Below are 14793 nucleotides of genomic sequence, written 5' to 3' on the forward strand. Positions count from 1 at the left end.
AAATAGCATTTACAAAACAAAAATATATGTGTTAACTTAAATATTGTTAATGGTTAACTTAAAAGAGGGAGGTTAACAATGCAACATTTTTGGGTTGTCGGTACAGATACGGATGTTGGGAAAACAATTGTCACCACCATGTTGATGTGTCATTTACAAAAACAAGGCTTGAAAGTTTCACCATACAAGCCTGTGCAAACAGGAGAGGTATACGAAAACGGTCGTGGCTATTATCATGATACAGCCATGTATGAAAAGTATTCCTTACAAAAGCTTCAACAAGAGCATCTCAATAGCTATTCATTTAGAGAAGCTGCATCGCCACATTTTGCTGCGCAACTGGAGGGGCAGCAAATTGATGTCAATGAGCTATTATTGCGGATTCAATTATTACAAGCGTCCTATGATGTTGTGATATGTGAAGGAGCGGGTGGGCTTTTTGTTCCTTTTACTGCTCCCCATGGGATGACGCTGCTTGATGTCATCGTCAGTAGCAAGCTGCCAGTAGTGCTTGTTACAAGGACATCCCTAGGGACGATCAATCACACATTATTAACAATAGAGGCATTGCGCTCTCGTGAAGTTGACGTTCTTGGCATAGTGTTTAATGGGAACACAGGTAGCAGTATGGAGCAAGATAATATACAAACGATTTTACAGTACCATCCCTTGCCCTATGCGATTATTCCAAAGCTACAAAATTTGTCACAGCTAATGGATTATGCCATGACGCACACAACACTGTTTGAAAGGTTTTTTAACTATGAAACAAGCATTAACTGATTTACAGCTAAGAGATTTACGTCATGTTTGGCATCCATGCTCACAAATGAAGGACTATGAGGCATTTCCACCCATCGTCATAAAAAAGGGGCAAGGCGTGTGGCTTTATGACGAACATGATCAGCGTTATTTGGATGCTGTATCTTCTTGGTGGGTTAATTTATTTGGACATGCCAATCCGCGTATTAGCAAAGCTTTAAGTGAGCAAGCATTTACATTAGAGCATACGATCTTTGCTAATTTTACACATGAACCAGCCATACAATTGGCTGAAAAATTAACCGCATTAGCACCACAGGGATTACATAAAGTCTTTTTTGCCGATAATGGCTCATCTGCTATTGAAGTTGCACTGAAAATGAGCTTTCAATACCATATGCAGACGGGGAAACCAGCAAAAAAGCGCTTTCTCGCCTTGACGGATGCCTATCATGGAGAAACTATTGGTGCTTTATCCATAGGAGGGGTAGGGCTTTACAATGAAGTTTACCAGCCACTGTTATTAGATACTGTTCGTGCTAAAGGGCCAGATTGCTTCCGCTGTCCATTTCAGGAAGATCCAGCAAGCTGTAATGCACCATGTAGTCAATTTGTTGAGGAACAACTTCAAGCGCATCATGAGGAAATCACGGCAGTTATTATTGAACCATTAATTCAGGCTGCAGCAGGTATGAAAATGTACCCACCTGTCTATTTACAGCGCTTACGGGCGTTGTGCTCACATTATGATGTGCACTTCATTGCAGATGAAATTGCTGTAGGTTTTGGTCGGACCGGTACATTATTTGCCTGTCAACAAGCGGACATCATGCCAGATTTTATGTGTTTATCAAAGGGGCTAACAGGTGGTTATTTACCTTTATCAGTTGTTTTAACGACGGAGCAAGTCTATGACGCTTTTTATGATGATTACGGAACAATGAAGGCTTTTTTACATTCGCATAGCTATTCAGGCAATACATTGGCCTGTCGTGTGGCACTGGAAGTGTTAACGATGTTTCAAGAGGAACAAGTGATGGAGATGATTCAGCACAAGGGACAATACATGCGAGCGTTAGCCATGGAAGCTTTTTGTGATATGCCTTATGTGGGTGAATACCGACAAGTTGGTTTAGTGGGAGCGATTGAACTAGTAAAGGACCGGTGGACAAAGGAAGCGTTCGCCAGTGAGGAGCGTATCGGCTATCAAATTTATCAACGGGCTTTAACGAAAGGCTTACTCATCAGACCGCTCGGCAATGTTCTGTATTTTATGCCACCTTATATTATTTCTGAAGAGGAAATGTCATTTATGATTCATACAACGAAAGAGACAATCGAACAATTTTTCCAGGACAGGGGGGCTAAGGGTGGGTAAGCGACAACAAACATTAGCGCTAGTCATGATTGCCATATTTGCTGCTCTAACAGCAATCGGAGCTTTTGTTAAAATTCCATTGCCTGTCGTACCGTTTACATTACAGATTGTTTTTGTATTTTTAGCAGGCTGTTTATTGGGTAGTCGGAATGGTTTTTATAGTCAACTTGTCTATGTCAGCGTGGGCTTAGTAGGCCTACCTGTTTTTACACAGGGTGGTGGTATCACATATGTCTTACAGCCAACTTTTGGTTATCTGATTGGCTTTGCCCTAGCCGCCTATGTGATTGGGTTCATTATTGAAAGGATTGAGACGCCGACGAAAAAGCATTTTATTGCAGCAACCATTATTGGGCTGTTTATTATTTATGCTGTGGCTCTTCCTTATTTGTATGTAGCATTGAATTTCTGGTTAGACATGAAGTCAAGCTGGTCACATGTGTTTGTTGTCGGCTTTTTAAGTAGTATTGTCGCTGATTTTTGCTTAGCTATTACATCAGCGCTATTAGCTGAGCGCTTGTATAAAGTATTTCAGTCAGCAAGAAATGTGAAATTTTCACACGTAGAGGGGGAGAATGTAATATGAATTATTACCAATTAGCACAAGAAGTTATTGCTGGAAAGATCATTAGCAATGAAGAGGCACTTGCCATATTAAATAGTGAGGATGATGCGCTATTACAGCTTATGGATGGTGCTTTTACGATTCGTCGTCATTATTATGGTAAAAAAGTTAAATTGAATATGATTATGAACGCCAAAAGCGGATATTGCCCCGAGGATTGTGGCTATTGCTCCCAGTCCTCTAAATCAACGGCTCCTATTGAGAAATACCCATTTATTACAAAAGAGGAAATTTTAGCAGGTGCAAAACGAGCGTTTGACAATAAGATTGGGACGTATTGTATTGTAGCCAGTGGTCGTGGGCCAACACGTAAGGATGTCAATGTCGTGAGTGAGGCGGTTGCTGAAATAAAAGAAAAGTATGGCTTGAAGGTTTGTGCCTGTCTTGGCTTACTAAAAGAAGAACAGGCACAGCAACTAAAGGAAGCGGGGGTGGATCGCTACAATCATAATTTAAATACATCGGAACGTCATCATTCCTTCATCACGACCTCACATACATATGAGGATCGTGTCAATACGGTAGAGATTGTGAAAAAGCATGGAATTTCACCTTGCTCGGGTGCCATTATTGGGATGAAGGAAACAAAAGAGGATGTCGTCAATATTGCACGCGCCCTCCATCAATTGGACGCTGATTCTATTCCTGTAAACTTTTTAAATGCAATTGATGGCACAAAGCTAGAAGGGACAAAGGATTTAAATCCCCGTTATTGTTTAAAGGTTTTAGCTTTATTCCGCTACATCAATCCGACAAAGGAAATCCGTATTTCGGGTGGTCGTGAAATCAATTTAGGTTCACTTCAGCCACTTGGTCTCTATGCAGCTAATAGTATTTTTGTTGGGGATTATTTAACAACAGCAGGACAGGAAGCGAATAGCGATTATCGCATGCTGGAGGATTTGGGCTTCGAAATTGAATTAACACATAAACAAGAAGAAGTATTTTGTTAAACTTATGACATGTAAATCTACTACTACAGCAAAAACCGTACTATTGTACGGTTTTTTGGTTGTAGTGAAAAGAGACGGATAGACCTGACATCATTGGCAGTGGATATACCTATAAAATCAAGGTTTTCACAAATTGTTCAATGAAAGCGTTTTGAAATTGAACAGTTTGTGAAGACCTTCACATAAAGCTTTCTTTTTAAAAAAATCAGCGTAAAATAAGAATCAAGTAAGGAATTGTTATAAAACAGTTGATAAGTCATATCACAAATTTTGGTGGTTGTTATATTACAAAAATAATGAGTGAAGGGAGCTTTTCACATGTGGGTTATTACAGTTTTTGATAAAAAGGACGTTCGAATTTTTGAGTACGCGAGCAAAAATGAGGCAACAGAAGCTTTAGCAAAATTCAAGAAAAATGCCGTTTTAACGTATACAAAATAAGTTGCTGATAAAGCAGCCCTCTACCGACAGAGGGCTGTTTTTTTAATGTACAACAATGGAAACAGCACTGTACATTAATAATAGTGCCATGATCATGTTAAATGGTTTTCGGTATTGCTGTAGTGCTTTTTGAAAAACGGAGCCACATAATGCCCAACTAAATGTACTGATTACCCCTACTAGCGCTAAAAAGAACGAGAAGAGTAGATAGCTTATGTAGGATGAGTAGTAGGGTAGGATGTAAGTTGCGACAACAGTAAGACCAAATAAAATACCTTTTGGGTTAATAAATTGAACGAACGCTCCTAAAAAAAATAGGTTTCGTTTTTTTTCTTCGTTGTCGTGATCCTCTAATTCTTTGCTTGTTAAAATTTTATAAGCCAGGTACAACATATAGCCTACACCAAATATGGTTAGGGGTAATTCAATGGCAGGTAAAATGTTTAACATGATCGTGTTAAAAAAACTACTAAGACCAATAATGATGAAAAAACCAATCCCTACACCTAAACAGAATGGAATCGTTTTCGCTAAGCCATATTGTTTAGCAAAAACCATCGCCATAAAATTATTAGGGCCAGGTGTAAAGCTTGTAATGATGATAAATAATAAAAAGGAAAATACAGGCAAAACAATCCCTTCTTTCAAGTTGTATGATATAATGCACGAAATAGACTGTATAACGTCGGTCTTTTTATTATACAAAACGTACGTTATATTGTACATGCAAGGAGGGCTTTTGGATGGAAGAAATTCATCTCGTCTTTGCGAGAAATTTAAAGGCAATTCGAGAAAGGGAGAAATTAAGCTTAGAGAAGGTTTCTCAGCTTAGTGGCGTGAGTAAAACGATGATTGGTCAAATTGAGAGGGGAGAATCCAGTCCAACTTTGACTACAATTTGGAAAATTGCAAATGGATTAAAGGTTTCGTTTACAGAGCTTATTCATCCTCCCCAACCTGAGACGGAGGTTATTCGCGGTAAAGAAATTCAAGTATTGAAGGAAGATCATGGCCGATATATAGTTTATCCTCATTTCCCCTATCAAAAGGATAGTCGTTTTGAAATATATACAATTGAAATCAAAGAAAATGGAACGTTAGATGCTGAGGCTCATCGAGAAGGAACGGAGGAATATATAACCGTTTTTGATGGGGAATTAATCATCCATATACAGGGTCAGGATTATCGATTAACAAGTGGTGATGCCATACGATTTAAGGCTGACCGTCCACACACATATAGCAATCCAGGTAGTACAGTAACACGACTTAGTATGACTATTTACTATCCACATTAAAAAACGTATAAACGCTTTTCACAGCGTTTATACGTTTTCGTTTTATAAAATACTAGCTAAACGTTTAATTCCCTCACGGATGACTTCAGGTGTTGCATTTGTATAGTTAAGACGCATTGTGTTCACATTCGTTTTTGATGTGTAGAATGGATCGCCAGGCACGAAGGCAACCTTTTGTTCCATCGCTTTATTGAATACATCAAGGGCCGGTGTACCGTCCTTCATTGTTGCCCAAATAAACATGCCACCCTCAGGTCGTGTATATTCAACATGGGCAGGGAAAAACTCCTGCATAGCATCAAGCATCGCATCCGACTGATTTTTATATAAAGCAATAATTTTCTTTACATGTTCGGTATAATCATTACTTGCTAAGTAATCGTAGATAACATATTGTGAAAAAATATTAGTATGAAGATCAGACGCTTGCTTCGCTGTTTCAATATGCTGCAAAAGCTCTTTGTTTTTTGTGATAATAAAGCCAAGACGCATGCCTGGTGTGACCGTTTTAGAGAAAGAACCTAGTAAAATACTATTTTCTAATTTACCAGCACCGATATATGGAAGTGGCTCCCCTTGGAAACGTAGCTCCCCGTATGGATCATCCTCAATTAAAGCAACATCATATTTTGCCACTATTTCGCAAATTTGCTCACGCTTTTCTTTCGAATATGTGAGTCCTGTTGGGTTTTGGAAGTTCGGCACCGTATAAATGAATTTTACATTTGGTTGTTGTAGAGCACGTTCTAACTCTTCTAAGTTAAGACCATCATTTTCTAGCGTAACACCATGGAAAGTTGGCTCTGTTAAAGTAAAGGCTTGAATAGCCCCTAGGTAACCTGGCTCTTCGATGATAATGCCATCGCCTTTATTGATAAGTACTTTACCAATTAGTTCAAGCGCTTGCTGTGAACCTGTAGTAATAAAGACATCGTCAGCATGTACATCAAGTCCATGGACACGTTGATATTTCGCGGCAATATATTCACGCAATGGTGCATAACCCTGTGTGGATGAATATTGGAATAATCGGCTGCCATTTACTGTAATAGCATGGTCTACGGATGCTCTCAATGCATCAATCGGGAAAGAAATCGGGTTTGGAAGCCCGCCCGCAAAGGAAATAACGTCCTCTGCATCTGTCACTTTTAAAATATTTCGAATAAATGAGGATGGTGTTTTTAAGATTCTTTCAGAATATTGCATAATTATCGGTCCTTTTTTTCTGATTTTTTAAAAATTATATCATTGTCATCGTGTGCATACAATATTATCATTGTATGCAAGACAATTAAACTATTGTATGCAAATTAAGAGAAAGAAGGGCCTAGTGAATGCCTATTAATTCATTTGACGAGTATCCAATGAGTTGGAAGCCGGATATTAGCAATATTTCTGCTCCGTTATATATAGCCATCGCACATCAGCTAGAACAAGATATTAAGGATGGAAAGCTAGTACCAGGCACAAAATTGCCACCCCAGCGTGAATTAGCTGATTTTTTAGATGTGAATTTGAGTACGATTACAAGAGCCTTTAAGCTTTGTGGCCAAAAAGGATTAATTTATGCCTCAATTGGCAGCGGTACATTCGTTTCAACAGATGCGGCTAGCAATAAAATGTTACTGCCAACCAACCATGCCACACCTATCATTGAAATGGGCTCGGTTTTACCAGATAATTTTGTTAATGATGATATTACACGCTTTATGAAGAAAATGATAAACGAACCTAGTTTTAGCATGCTATTTCAATATGGACGACCTGAGGGCAATGCATGGCAAAACGAAGCCGTGATGAAGCTACTCGAACTAGTAAATTTTCAAACAGATCAGCCTATTCTTCTAGGAGCAGGCGGACAAAATGCCATTGTGGGAACCCTTGCAGCTTTATTTCAGCCAGGCGACCGCATTGGTACAGATCCAATTACCTATGCAGGCATTAAAACAGCTGCAAATATGCTTGGTATCCAGCTTGTGGCTATCCAACAATGTCAGGGTGAAATGACAAAAGAAGGATTACTATATGCTTGTAAAAATGAACATATCAAAGGAATCTATGTGATCCCTGATTTTCATAACCCAACGACTCATACGATGTCAGTAGAAACAAGAAAAATGATTGCAGACGTGGCAAGACAGAAGGATTTGCTTGTAATCGAGGATGCTATCTATAGCTTTCTCAAGGAGCAACCGCTTGCTCCGATTGCTTCTTATGCACCTGATAAGGTTATTTACATTGCTAGCCTATCTAAAACACTATCACCTGGTTTACGATTATCCTTCCTTGTGACACCGCCTGCGCTACGAAAAAAAATAATGGAAACGCTCTATAATATCAACATTTCTGTTTCTCCTATCATGCTGGAGCTTGCAGCACGATTAATCCATGAAGGTGTTGCCCAAACGATATTAGAAAAACACCGAGCATATGCCAAGCAGCAAAATGCGCTTGTCGATCAGTATTTAGGGGATTATCACATATTAGGGGATGAGGAATGTATTTTTAGGTGGCTCCAATTGCCTGACAAATTTACGGGTGTTCAATTTGAATTGTTAGCTTCGAAAGCTGGTGTACAAGTCTATGCAGCGGAACGCTTTGCCGTAGGGAATACAAAGCCTGTCAATGCCGTTCGTTTAGCCATTGCAGCGCCAGAATCTCAACTTGAGCAAGCGTTAATTATTTTAAAGGACCTCCTCGAAAGTAATGGTGATTATGCATTTGTTGATTAGAGGTTATGGGGCGTATAATAAGGCTAAGAAAGAAACGAGGTGATGAACATGGCACATAAAGGGCGTGTTATTTTGCATGTGGATATGAACAGTTTCTATGCTTCTGTGGAGCAAGCCCATGACCCAAGTTTAAAGGGGAAGCCTATCGCAATTGCAGGGAACCCAAAAGAACGGCGTGGCATTTTAGTAACTTGTTCATATGAAGCAAGAGCGCTAGGCATTTATACAACTATGACTGTTCATGAAGCAAAGCGTAAATGTCCTGAGCTATTGTTATTACCTCCAGATTTTCAAAAGTATCGTCATGCATCTAAAGAAATGTTCACCATTCTTCGAAGCTATACACCATTAGTAGAGCCTGTTTCGATTGATGAGGGCTACTTGGATGTGACTGAGCTAAGCAAGGAACGGCATGCCTTAAGTATTGCCCAGGAAATACAAGCGCGCATTTTAGATGAGCTGGATTTACCTTGTTCCATCGGTATTGCACCGAATAAATTTTTAGCGAAAACAGCCTCTGATATGAAGAAACCGATGGGGATTACCGTACTACGAATACGGGATATTGAACAGCAATTATGGCATCGTGAGGTTGTCAACATGCATGGGATTGGAGCAAGTACTGCTAAAAAATTAAATGCACAAGGCATCTTTACAATAGGTGATTTAGCTAAGACAGAAGAATTTAAAATGAAGCAAATTTTAGGGAAGAATGGGGTACGGCTTCGAGCAAGGGCCAATGGGGTGGATCAGCGCATGGTCGATCCTGAGGCAATCTTTGATACGAAAAGCGTTGGGAATTCAACAACATTACCAGAAGATGTAACAGATGTTCGTACACTTCATAAAACAATCGAAGGTCTATGTAAAAAAGTGGTGGAGCGTCTTGATGCCAAGCGCTTAGCAGGTTCAACTGTGAGCATTCAAATTCGGGATGCTGATTGGCATAATCATACACGTTCGAAAACAATGTCCAATGTCCTGTATCGTTATGAAGAAATTTACGACATTGCTTGTACTTTATTTGATAAGCATTGGGATGAATCTCCTGTAAGATTACTTGGTGTAACGGTTTCCAATGTGGTGGATCGTAAAGATTATTCACAGCAATTATCGATATTTGATTTTCAGGAGCATGCGAAAGATGAACCGATTCTCAAGCTTGTCGATGAAATTGAGGGACGGTTTGGCAAGGGGATTATAAAACGTGGTGTAGATTTAGGGAAACGTTCCTCCTATCAATCACAAACAAGCTTTAGTAAAGATTTTTTAGATGACCATGAATGAGAAAGAATGAAAGTAGGTGTATCTATGCAATACAAGGAGTATGGGGATGCTAACAATCCTTTCATGATGTTTATTCATGGAGGGGGCGTTGGAGGGTGGATGTGGGATCAGCAAGTTCACCATTTTTCCCATTATCACTGTGTTATACCTGAGCTAATGACACACCATCCATTTTCCATTGAACAAAGTGCGAAAGAGCTTCTTCTGCTTATTGAGAAAAAAGCCAAAGGGAAGCCTGTTATAGTAATTGGTTTCTCTTTAGGAGCGCAAATCGCTATTCAAATGCTAAGTCTACAGCCTAGTTTAATCGATTTTACGATCATCAATAGTGCGCTCGTGATACCCTCTCCTACTGTAGAAAGGATGCTTCAACCGTTTATTCGGCTGTCATTTCCGCTTATAAAAAATAAAACATTTGCGAAACTTCAAGCAAAAGCCCTGTACATTCAAGAAGATTATTTTGAGCGTTACTATCAAGAGAGTGCCACGATGAAAGTAGATACATTGATTCAAATTTTGCGAGAAAATATGTCGTTTTCCATCCCAGCTGACTTTAACAAAGCTCAAGGAAAGATCCTAATAACTGTGGGAGAAAAAGAGAAAAGCAACATGAGAAAATCTGCTAAAGCACTTGTGCGAAGTCATCCAAATAGCAAGGGTGTGTTATTGAAGAACATCGGTCACGGCGTCTCATTAGCCCAGCCTGCATTTTTTAATCGCTTTGTAGAGAATTGGATTAAGGATGGTCAATTACCTGAAGGGACAGTTATCTGGTAGGGGAACCCCATTACGAATCGTCATCCATAATGGAGTTGATGTATGGATCATTGAAAATAGTGAGGATATAAGTGTTTATGCTGCAATATCCATTGCTTCATCTCTATCATCATTTCTTCGTAGCTAGGGACAATAAATGAAAAGTCATTTCTTGTATTTATTAATGTTTTATTAATTTGAACAAGGTGATGAGGAAAAATTTTTATACTGTTGTTCAGGAAGTGCTTATTAAATAGATGCAGTAGATCGAGTTTAGAAATACTTGTCGTATTGACGAGATGATAGAGTCCTGTTAAATCTTGTTGTGCAACACGTTCAATGGCTTTAGCCAAAGTAAGTGTTGTCACTCCCGTCCAAATAGCACCCGAATAGCCATAGACGGGACTTTTTTGTTGCATAAACCAATTGAAGAGTCCGATGCCATCCTTTTTCAAATCAGGACCAATTATGGAATTACGAAATGTTATGTGCTTATCGTTATTCACTTCCCCTATACCTTTGGTGCGGTCATAAAAGGTTTCCCCGTCTAGTACACTATTTTCATAGTAGGGAGCACTTTTGCCTGAAAATACGCAGTCGGTACTTAGATGAATAAGCTTTGTGTGTCGATTTTCAAGGAGAGATACAATGGCATGCGGTAAATAGCTATTCAGTAAAACACTTTGGGCAGGATGAGCCTCACAAGCATTGTTTAAAACACCAATACAATTAATGACGACATCTACCTCATTGTCTAGTAGTAGCGACCTTAAAAAATGGGAGTCTGTCACATCACCTGTTCTATTATTGCCATAGGGAAAAGGGGTTCGAGAGTATGTTGTTACATCATGCCCTTGTTCACATAAATAGATGGCAATGGTATGACCAGCCATGCCTGTAGCACCGAGCACTAAAAATTTCATGGTTTTCCTCCTGTCCAATGAAGGAGCTCTTCTTGTATAAGAGGCAATGTTAATAGCTTTACTTTAATGTCAGCCACACTTAATTGTTGGGTATTGTTCGAGTTATATTCATCCGTTAATGTAATTTTGGGAGAGCCCTCATCGAGGTATTTTCCATAATTTAAATCCCGATTATCCGCGGGGATTCGATAGAAATGGCCCATATCAATAGCTTTTGCCGCTTCTTCTTTCGTACATAATACTTCATACATTTTTTCTCCGTGCCGTGTTCCGATAATTTGCATGGCGTTGTTCGCTTGAAAGATCTCAAGTAAAGCCTGTGCTAAATTTGCTATTGTGGCAGCAGGTGATTTTTGCACCATAATATCCCCGTTTTGAGCATGTGAGAATGCGTACAATACCAATTCTACCGCTTCCTCAAGGCTCATCATAAAACGTGTCATATGAGGGTCCGTAATCGTTAAAGGTTTCCCAGCCTTTATCTGTTCAATGAATAATGGGATAACCGAGCCTCGTGAAGCCATGACATTACCGTATCGAGTGCCACAAATTAGGGTATGGTGAGGGTCAACCATTCGTGACTTTGCAATAAACGTTTTTTCCATCATTGCCTTGGATATACCCATCGCATTGACAGGGTACGCGGCCTTATCTGTCGACAGGCAAATGATTTTCTTGACGCCAGCTTGAATGGCGGCTGTTAGTACGTGATCTGTTCCTAAAATATTGGTTTTCACAGCTTCTAAGGGAAAAAATTCGCAGGAGGGAACTTGCTTGAGAGCGGCGGCATGAAATACATAGTCAACATTATACATCGCATTGTGAATGCTTTGAATATCGCGGACATCCCCGATATAAAATTTAATTTTTGTATGCTGATAGTGTTTTCGCATATCATCTTGCTTTTTTTCATCCCTTGAAAAAATCCGAATTTCCTTGATATCTGTATTTAAGAATCGCTTTAATACGGCGTTCCCGAAAGAGCCCGTGCCTCCAGTAATCAATAATATTTTATCTGTAAACATTGTATAGTTCGTTACACCTCCTGCATGCTATTATTTCAATCCTCTTTGATGTAGGTCACATTCTGAGTTCTCCCTAGGGTAGTTGTACCAATAAGCAAATTCATTAGTATATTTACTTGTCGGATTTTTATCCATCAGGGCACAATTAAAATCCCAATCTCCTGCAATATCTTTGCGTATCGTAAATTTCGCATCTCCAATTAAACTTCTCCTGATAATCTTAAATTGCCCAGGTAAGGAATAGCGGTTGGATTCATCTTTAATAAAAGCAAAGCCATTTTTAATAATCATGTTGTAATAGTAAATATCAAATGTGCCATCCACCTGTGCTAGTACATTGCGAATAGCAGGTAAATAGTGGTCATCACTATCGATGATGGCTATATAATCTCCTGTCGCTTCTGCAATGCAGCGATTGTAGGCAACACTCGCACCTAAATTCGTTGGATGAACGATGATTTTTAAAGCTGCACAGTTTTTCTGATAATCCTGTAAAATGGCTAGCGTATTGTCTGTAGAGCCATCATCTACCACAATAATTTCATAGGCATATTCTTTAGGAATACTATCAAGCATCGTTACGATCCATTCTTCGCTATTAAATGCAGGTGATAAAAAACTAATCTTCATCTGATCCCTCCATTCTATGTTCATTAGTAGAGTTGTTCCATGTGACTGAGTAGATCCTTTAATACAATATGCGTAGACGTAGTGCTACTGTAGGCAATTGCTTATTTTAGGATGTTTTATAAGAGAGTGTTTTTAGATAGAATTTTTATGTTTACTAGAGATATGGCATAAGAAAGACGAAAATTTATTAACATAAGCACATTTAGCAAGAGAGGTCATAAACTAGCGAGAGCGCTTTTTTTAGAAAGAGGGATACGATGACAAAAAGAATAGCATTTATTTGTAGCGTGGAATCTTACAAACTTTCGGATGCCCATATTTTCAAAGATTTGTGTCTAGTGCCTATTTTATTGGGGGAACATTTAGGCTATGAGGTCACTATTGTCACGACAGAAATGAATGAAGCTCTACTTCAACAAGTCTTTCCCACTGTAAAATTTGAGTCTGTACCATTTGAAGATGATTATGTGGTGAATATGAATGCTTATTTAGCCCAGCATGCAAGGGACATCGACATTGCCTTTGCTATTGGATCCTATCCATCCTATTTAGCTATTTTGAAAACCTATAAGCATTTTAATCCAAATGGCAAAATTTATATGAAATTAGATGTTAATCGATTTTGGCTAAATCGATTAAAAACCTATCCCTATTTTTTAGAGTTGTTGCAGCTTTGTGATCTCCTTACCTCTGAATGCATATCTATTCAAACAGCAATCAAAGACTTTTCACAATTGGATGTGAAACATATACCCAATGGTTTTTATGAACATTTCCCCACAGAGCCAGTGCCGTTTCACGAGAAAGAAAATAGAATTCTAACAGTTGGGCGATTGGATGCACCAGAGAAGCAAACAATTTTGACAGTCAAGGCATTTTTAGCAGCACAACTGCCAGATTGGGAGCTTCGTTTAGTAGGGCCGATGTCAGTCTCATTTCAAGAAGAGCTGAGACTATTACTAGATAGTCATCCGCTTGCCGCTCAAGTAACGATGGTAGGACCTATTGTTGATAAGGTCCAGCTAGAAGAGGAGTATCGTAAGGCTAAAATTTTTTGCTTAACGTCTTTAGTCGAATGTTATGCCCATGTCTTTGCGGAGGCAGCTAAAAATGGTTGCTATATCGTGACAACAGATGTGGATGGTGCTGCTGATATTACACAACAACAGCGTTTTGGTACAATCCATCCTACACATGATTGGGAGGCGATAGGTCAGACATTGCAACAAGTTGCAGCACAGGAATCATTATTGGCAGATACTTGTGTCCAGCTTCAAGCATTTGCCCGCAAGGAATTAAATTGGAGGCAGATCGTCAAGAAGGTTGCCAATTATTTAGGTGAATAAAAGTGAATCTTTTCTGGATTGAGAGGAGTATTCTTTTCTTTATACCAGTATTTCCTATATAATAAAAACTAGTTTTATAAAGCTAGACAATCATGGGTAGACACAAGGGGAGACTAGAATGGAAATACGACAAGCAACAATGGATGAACTAGAGGACTTAGCAAAACTGTTTGATGAATATCGTCAATTTTATGGAATTGAGTCAGATATAAGCAGTGCCAAGGCATTTTTACAATTACGATTGGCCTTGAAAGAATCCGTCATTTTTATCGCGCTGATGGATGACAAGATAATTGGATTTACACAATTATATCCAACATTTTCGTCCATTGCTTTACAGCGAGCCTATATTTTAAATGATATTTATGTAACAGAAGATGCTAGAGGCCTAGGGGTGGGCAAGGCATTGATGGAAAAGGTATTTCATTATTGCGAGCAACAGTATGCTCGCTATGTCACGTTACAAACGGCGGCTGATAATGTAAATGCACGTAAGCTTTATGAAAAGCTACAAATGAAGCAAGATGAATATTGTAATTATGTTAAATATTTTATGTAAGCCGAAGTGGTGAATCTCATCGTTGGATGAAAATGCTTCTTTCAGATCATAAATATCCCCTAGATCGTTTTGATCTAG

At 39.0% G+C, this 14793-nt stretch carries 16 protein-coding genes; 11 read left to right on the top strand and 5 right to left on the bottom strand.

All coding sequences use genetic code 11. From position 1 onward, the window contains the following. Positions 1-78 precede the first annotated feature (78 nt). The 5 genes from bioD to HXV90_RS01625 all read left to right on the top strand — a co-directional run bounded on the left by bioD (position 79) and on the right by HXV90_RS01625 (position 4159). A complete protein-coding gene (bioD, locus tag HXV90_RS01605; protein ID WP_103118397.1) occupies positions 79-783 on the top strand; it encodes a dethiobiotin synthase in 705 nt (234 codons plus the stop codon). After that, positions 764-2140: an adenosylmethionine--8-amino-7-oxononanoate transaminase gene (bioA, locus tag HXV90_RS01610; protein WP_269898213.1), complete on the top strand. Its 1377-nt coding sequence runs from the start codon at positions 764-766 to the stop codon at positions 2138-2140. The genes bioD and bioA overlap by 20 nt, the downstream gene beginning before the upstream one ends. Then, positions 2133-2726 carry a biotin transporter BioY gene (locus tag HXV90_RS01615; RefSeq protein WP_269898214.1) on the top strand — a complete coding sequence of 198 codons (594 nt, stop codon included), beginning with the start codon at positions 2133-2135 and terminating at the stop codon, positions 2724-2726. Before bioA ends, HXV90_RS01615 begins: the two co-directional genes overlap by 8 nt. After that, a complete protein-coding gene (gene bioB / locus HXV90_RS01620; protein WP_112118343.1) occupies positions 2723-3718 on the top strand; it encodes a biotin synthase BioB in 996 nt (331 codons plus the stop codon). The genes HXV90_RS01615 and bioB overlap by 4 nt, the downstream gene beginning before the upstream one ends. A 318-nt stretch (positions 3719-4036) precedes the next feature. Continuing rightward, complete coding sequence (locus tag HXV90_RS01625; RefSeq protein ID WP_004231260.1) at positions 4037-4159, top strand: hypothetical protein; 123 nt, start codon at positions 4037-4039, stop codon at positions 4157-4159. A gap of 42 nt (positions 4160-4201) precedes the next feature. On the opposite strand, the gene HXV90_RS01630 is transcribed toward HXV90_RS01625, so the two are convergent. Then, positions 4202-4789: a LysE family transporter gene (locus tag HXV90_RS01630; protein WP_269898215.1), complete on the bottom strand. Its 588-nt coding sequence runs from the start codon at positions 4787-4789 to the stop codon at positions 4202-4204. A 113-nt stretch (positions 4790-4902) separates the two neighbouring features. Between HXV90_RS01630 and HXV90_RS01635 the strand changes: the two genes are divergently transcribed. Next, on the top strand, positions 4903-5457 hold the full coding sequence (locus HXV90_RS01635) for a helix-turn-helix domain-containing protein (RefSeq protein WP_269898216.1): 555 nt from the start codon (positions 4903-4905) through the stop codon (positions 5455-5457). Between the two features lie 42 nt (positions 5458-5499). On the opposite strand, the gene HXV90_RS01640 is transcribed toward HXV90_RS01635, so the two are convergent. After that, positions 5500-6663, bottom strand: a complete 1164-nt coding sequence (locus tag HXV90_RS01640; protein WP_048392333.1) for an aminotransferase-like domain-containing protein — start codon at positions 6661-6663, stop codon at positions 5500-5502. 128 nt (positions 6664-6791) lie between these two features. On the opposite strand from HXV90_RS01640, the gene HXV90_RS01645 reads away from it, so the two are divergent. The 3 genes from HXV90_RS01645 to HXV90_RS01655 are packed head-to-tail and all read left to right on the top strand — an operon-like array spanning position 6792 to position 10253. Then, a complete protein-coding gene (locus HXV90_RS01645; RefSeq protein WP_004231269.1) occupies positions 6792-8189 on the top strand; it encodes an aminotransferase-like domain-containing protein in 1398 nt (465 codons plus the stop codon). 48 nt (positions 8190-8237) lie between these two features. Then, the gene (locus HXV90_RS01650; RefSeq protein WP_048392334.1) at positions 8238-9476 is read left to right on the top strand and encodes a DNA polymerase IV; all 1239 of its coding nucleotides are present in this window, start codon (positions 8238-8240) and stop codon (positions 9474-9476) included. A 24-nt stretch (positions 9477-9500) separates the two neighbouring features. Further along, positions 9501-10253, top strand: coding sequence for an alpha/beta fold hydrolase (locus HXV90_RS01655; RefSeq protein ID WP_269898217.1), 753 nt, complete (start codon positions 9501-9503; stop codon positions 10251-10253). Positions 10254-10300: 47 nt separating this feature from the next. On the opposite strand, the gene HXV90_RS01660 is transcribed toward HXV90_RS01655, so the two are convergent. From HXV90_RS01660 to HXV90_RS01670, 3 genes are read right to left on the bottom strand one after another with little or no spacing between them, the layout of a single operon-like run. Next, entirely contained in the window at positions 10301-11155 is an 855-nt protein-coding gene (locus tag HXV90_RS01660; RefSeq protein ID WP_269898218.1) for an SDR family oxidoreductase, read from the bottom strand. Further along, on the bottom strand, positions 11152-12180 hold the full coding sequence (locus HXV90_RS01665) for a polysaccharide biosynthesis protein (protein ID WP_054549192.1): 1029 nt from the start codon (positions 12178-12180) through the stop codon (positions 11152-11154). The genes HXV90_RS01660 and HXV90_RS01665 overlap by 4 nt, the downstream gene beginning before the upstream one ends. Positions 12181-12210: 30 nt before the next feature. After that, the gene (locus tag HXV90_RS01670; protein ID WP_016993848.1) at positions 12211-12810 is read right to left on the bottom strand and encodes a glycosyltransferase family 2 protein; all 600 of its coding nucleotides are present in this window, start codon (positions 12808-12810) and stop codon (positions 12211-12213) included. A 257-nt stretch (positions 12811-13067) separates the two neighbouring features. Here HXV90_RS01670 and HXV90_RS01675 point away from each other — a divergent pair, with 257 nt between their 5' ends. Continuing rightward, a complete protein-coding gene (locus HXV90_RS01675; protein ID WP_269898219.1) occupies positions 13068-14156 on the top strand; it encodes a glycosyltransferase in 1089 nt (362 codons plus the stop codon). 118 nt (positions 14157-14274) lie between these two features. Then, on the top strand, positions 14275-14715 hold the full coding sequence (locus HXV90_RS01680) for a GNAT family N-acetyltransferase (RefSeq protein ID WP_269898220.1): 441 nt from the start codon (positions 14275-14277) through the stop codon (positions 14713-14715). Positions 14716-14793 lie beyond the last annotated feature (78 nt).

The sequence above is a fragment of the Lysinibacillus sp. JK80 genome, assembly GCF_027557635.1.
In the GTDB taxonomy this organism is placed as follows: domain Bacteria; phylum Bacillota; class Bacilli; order Bacillales_A; family Planococcaceae; genus Lysinibacillus; species Lysinibacillus capsici.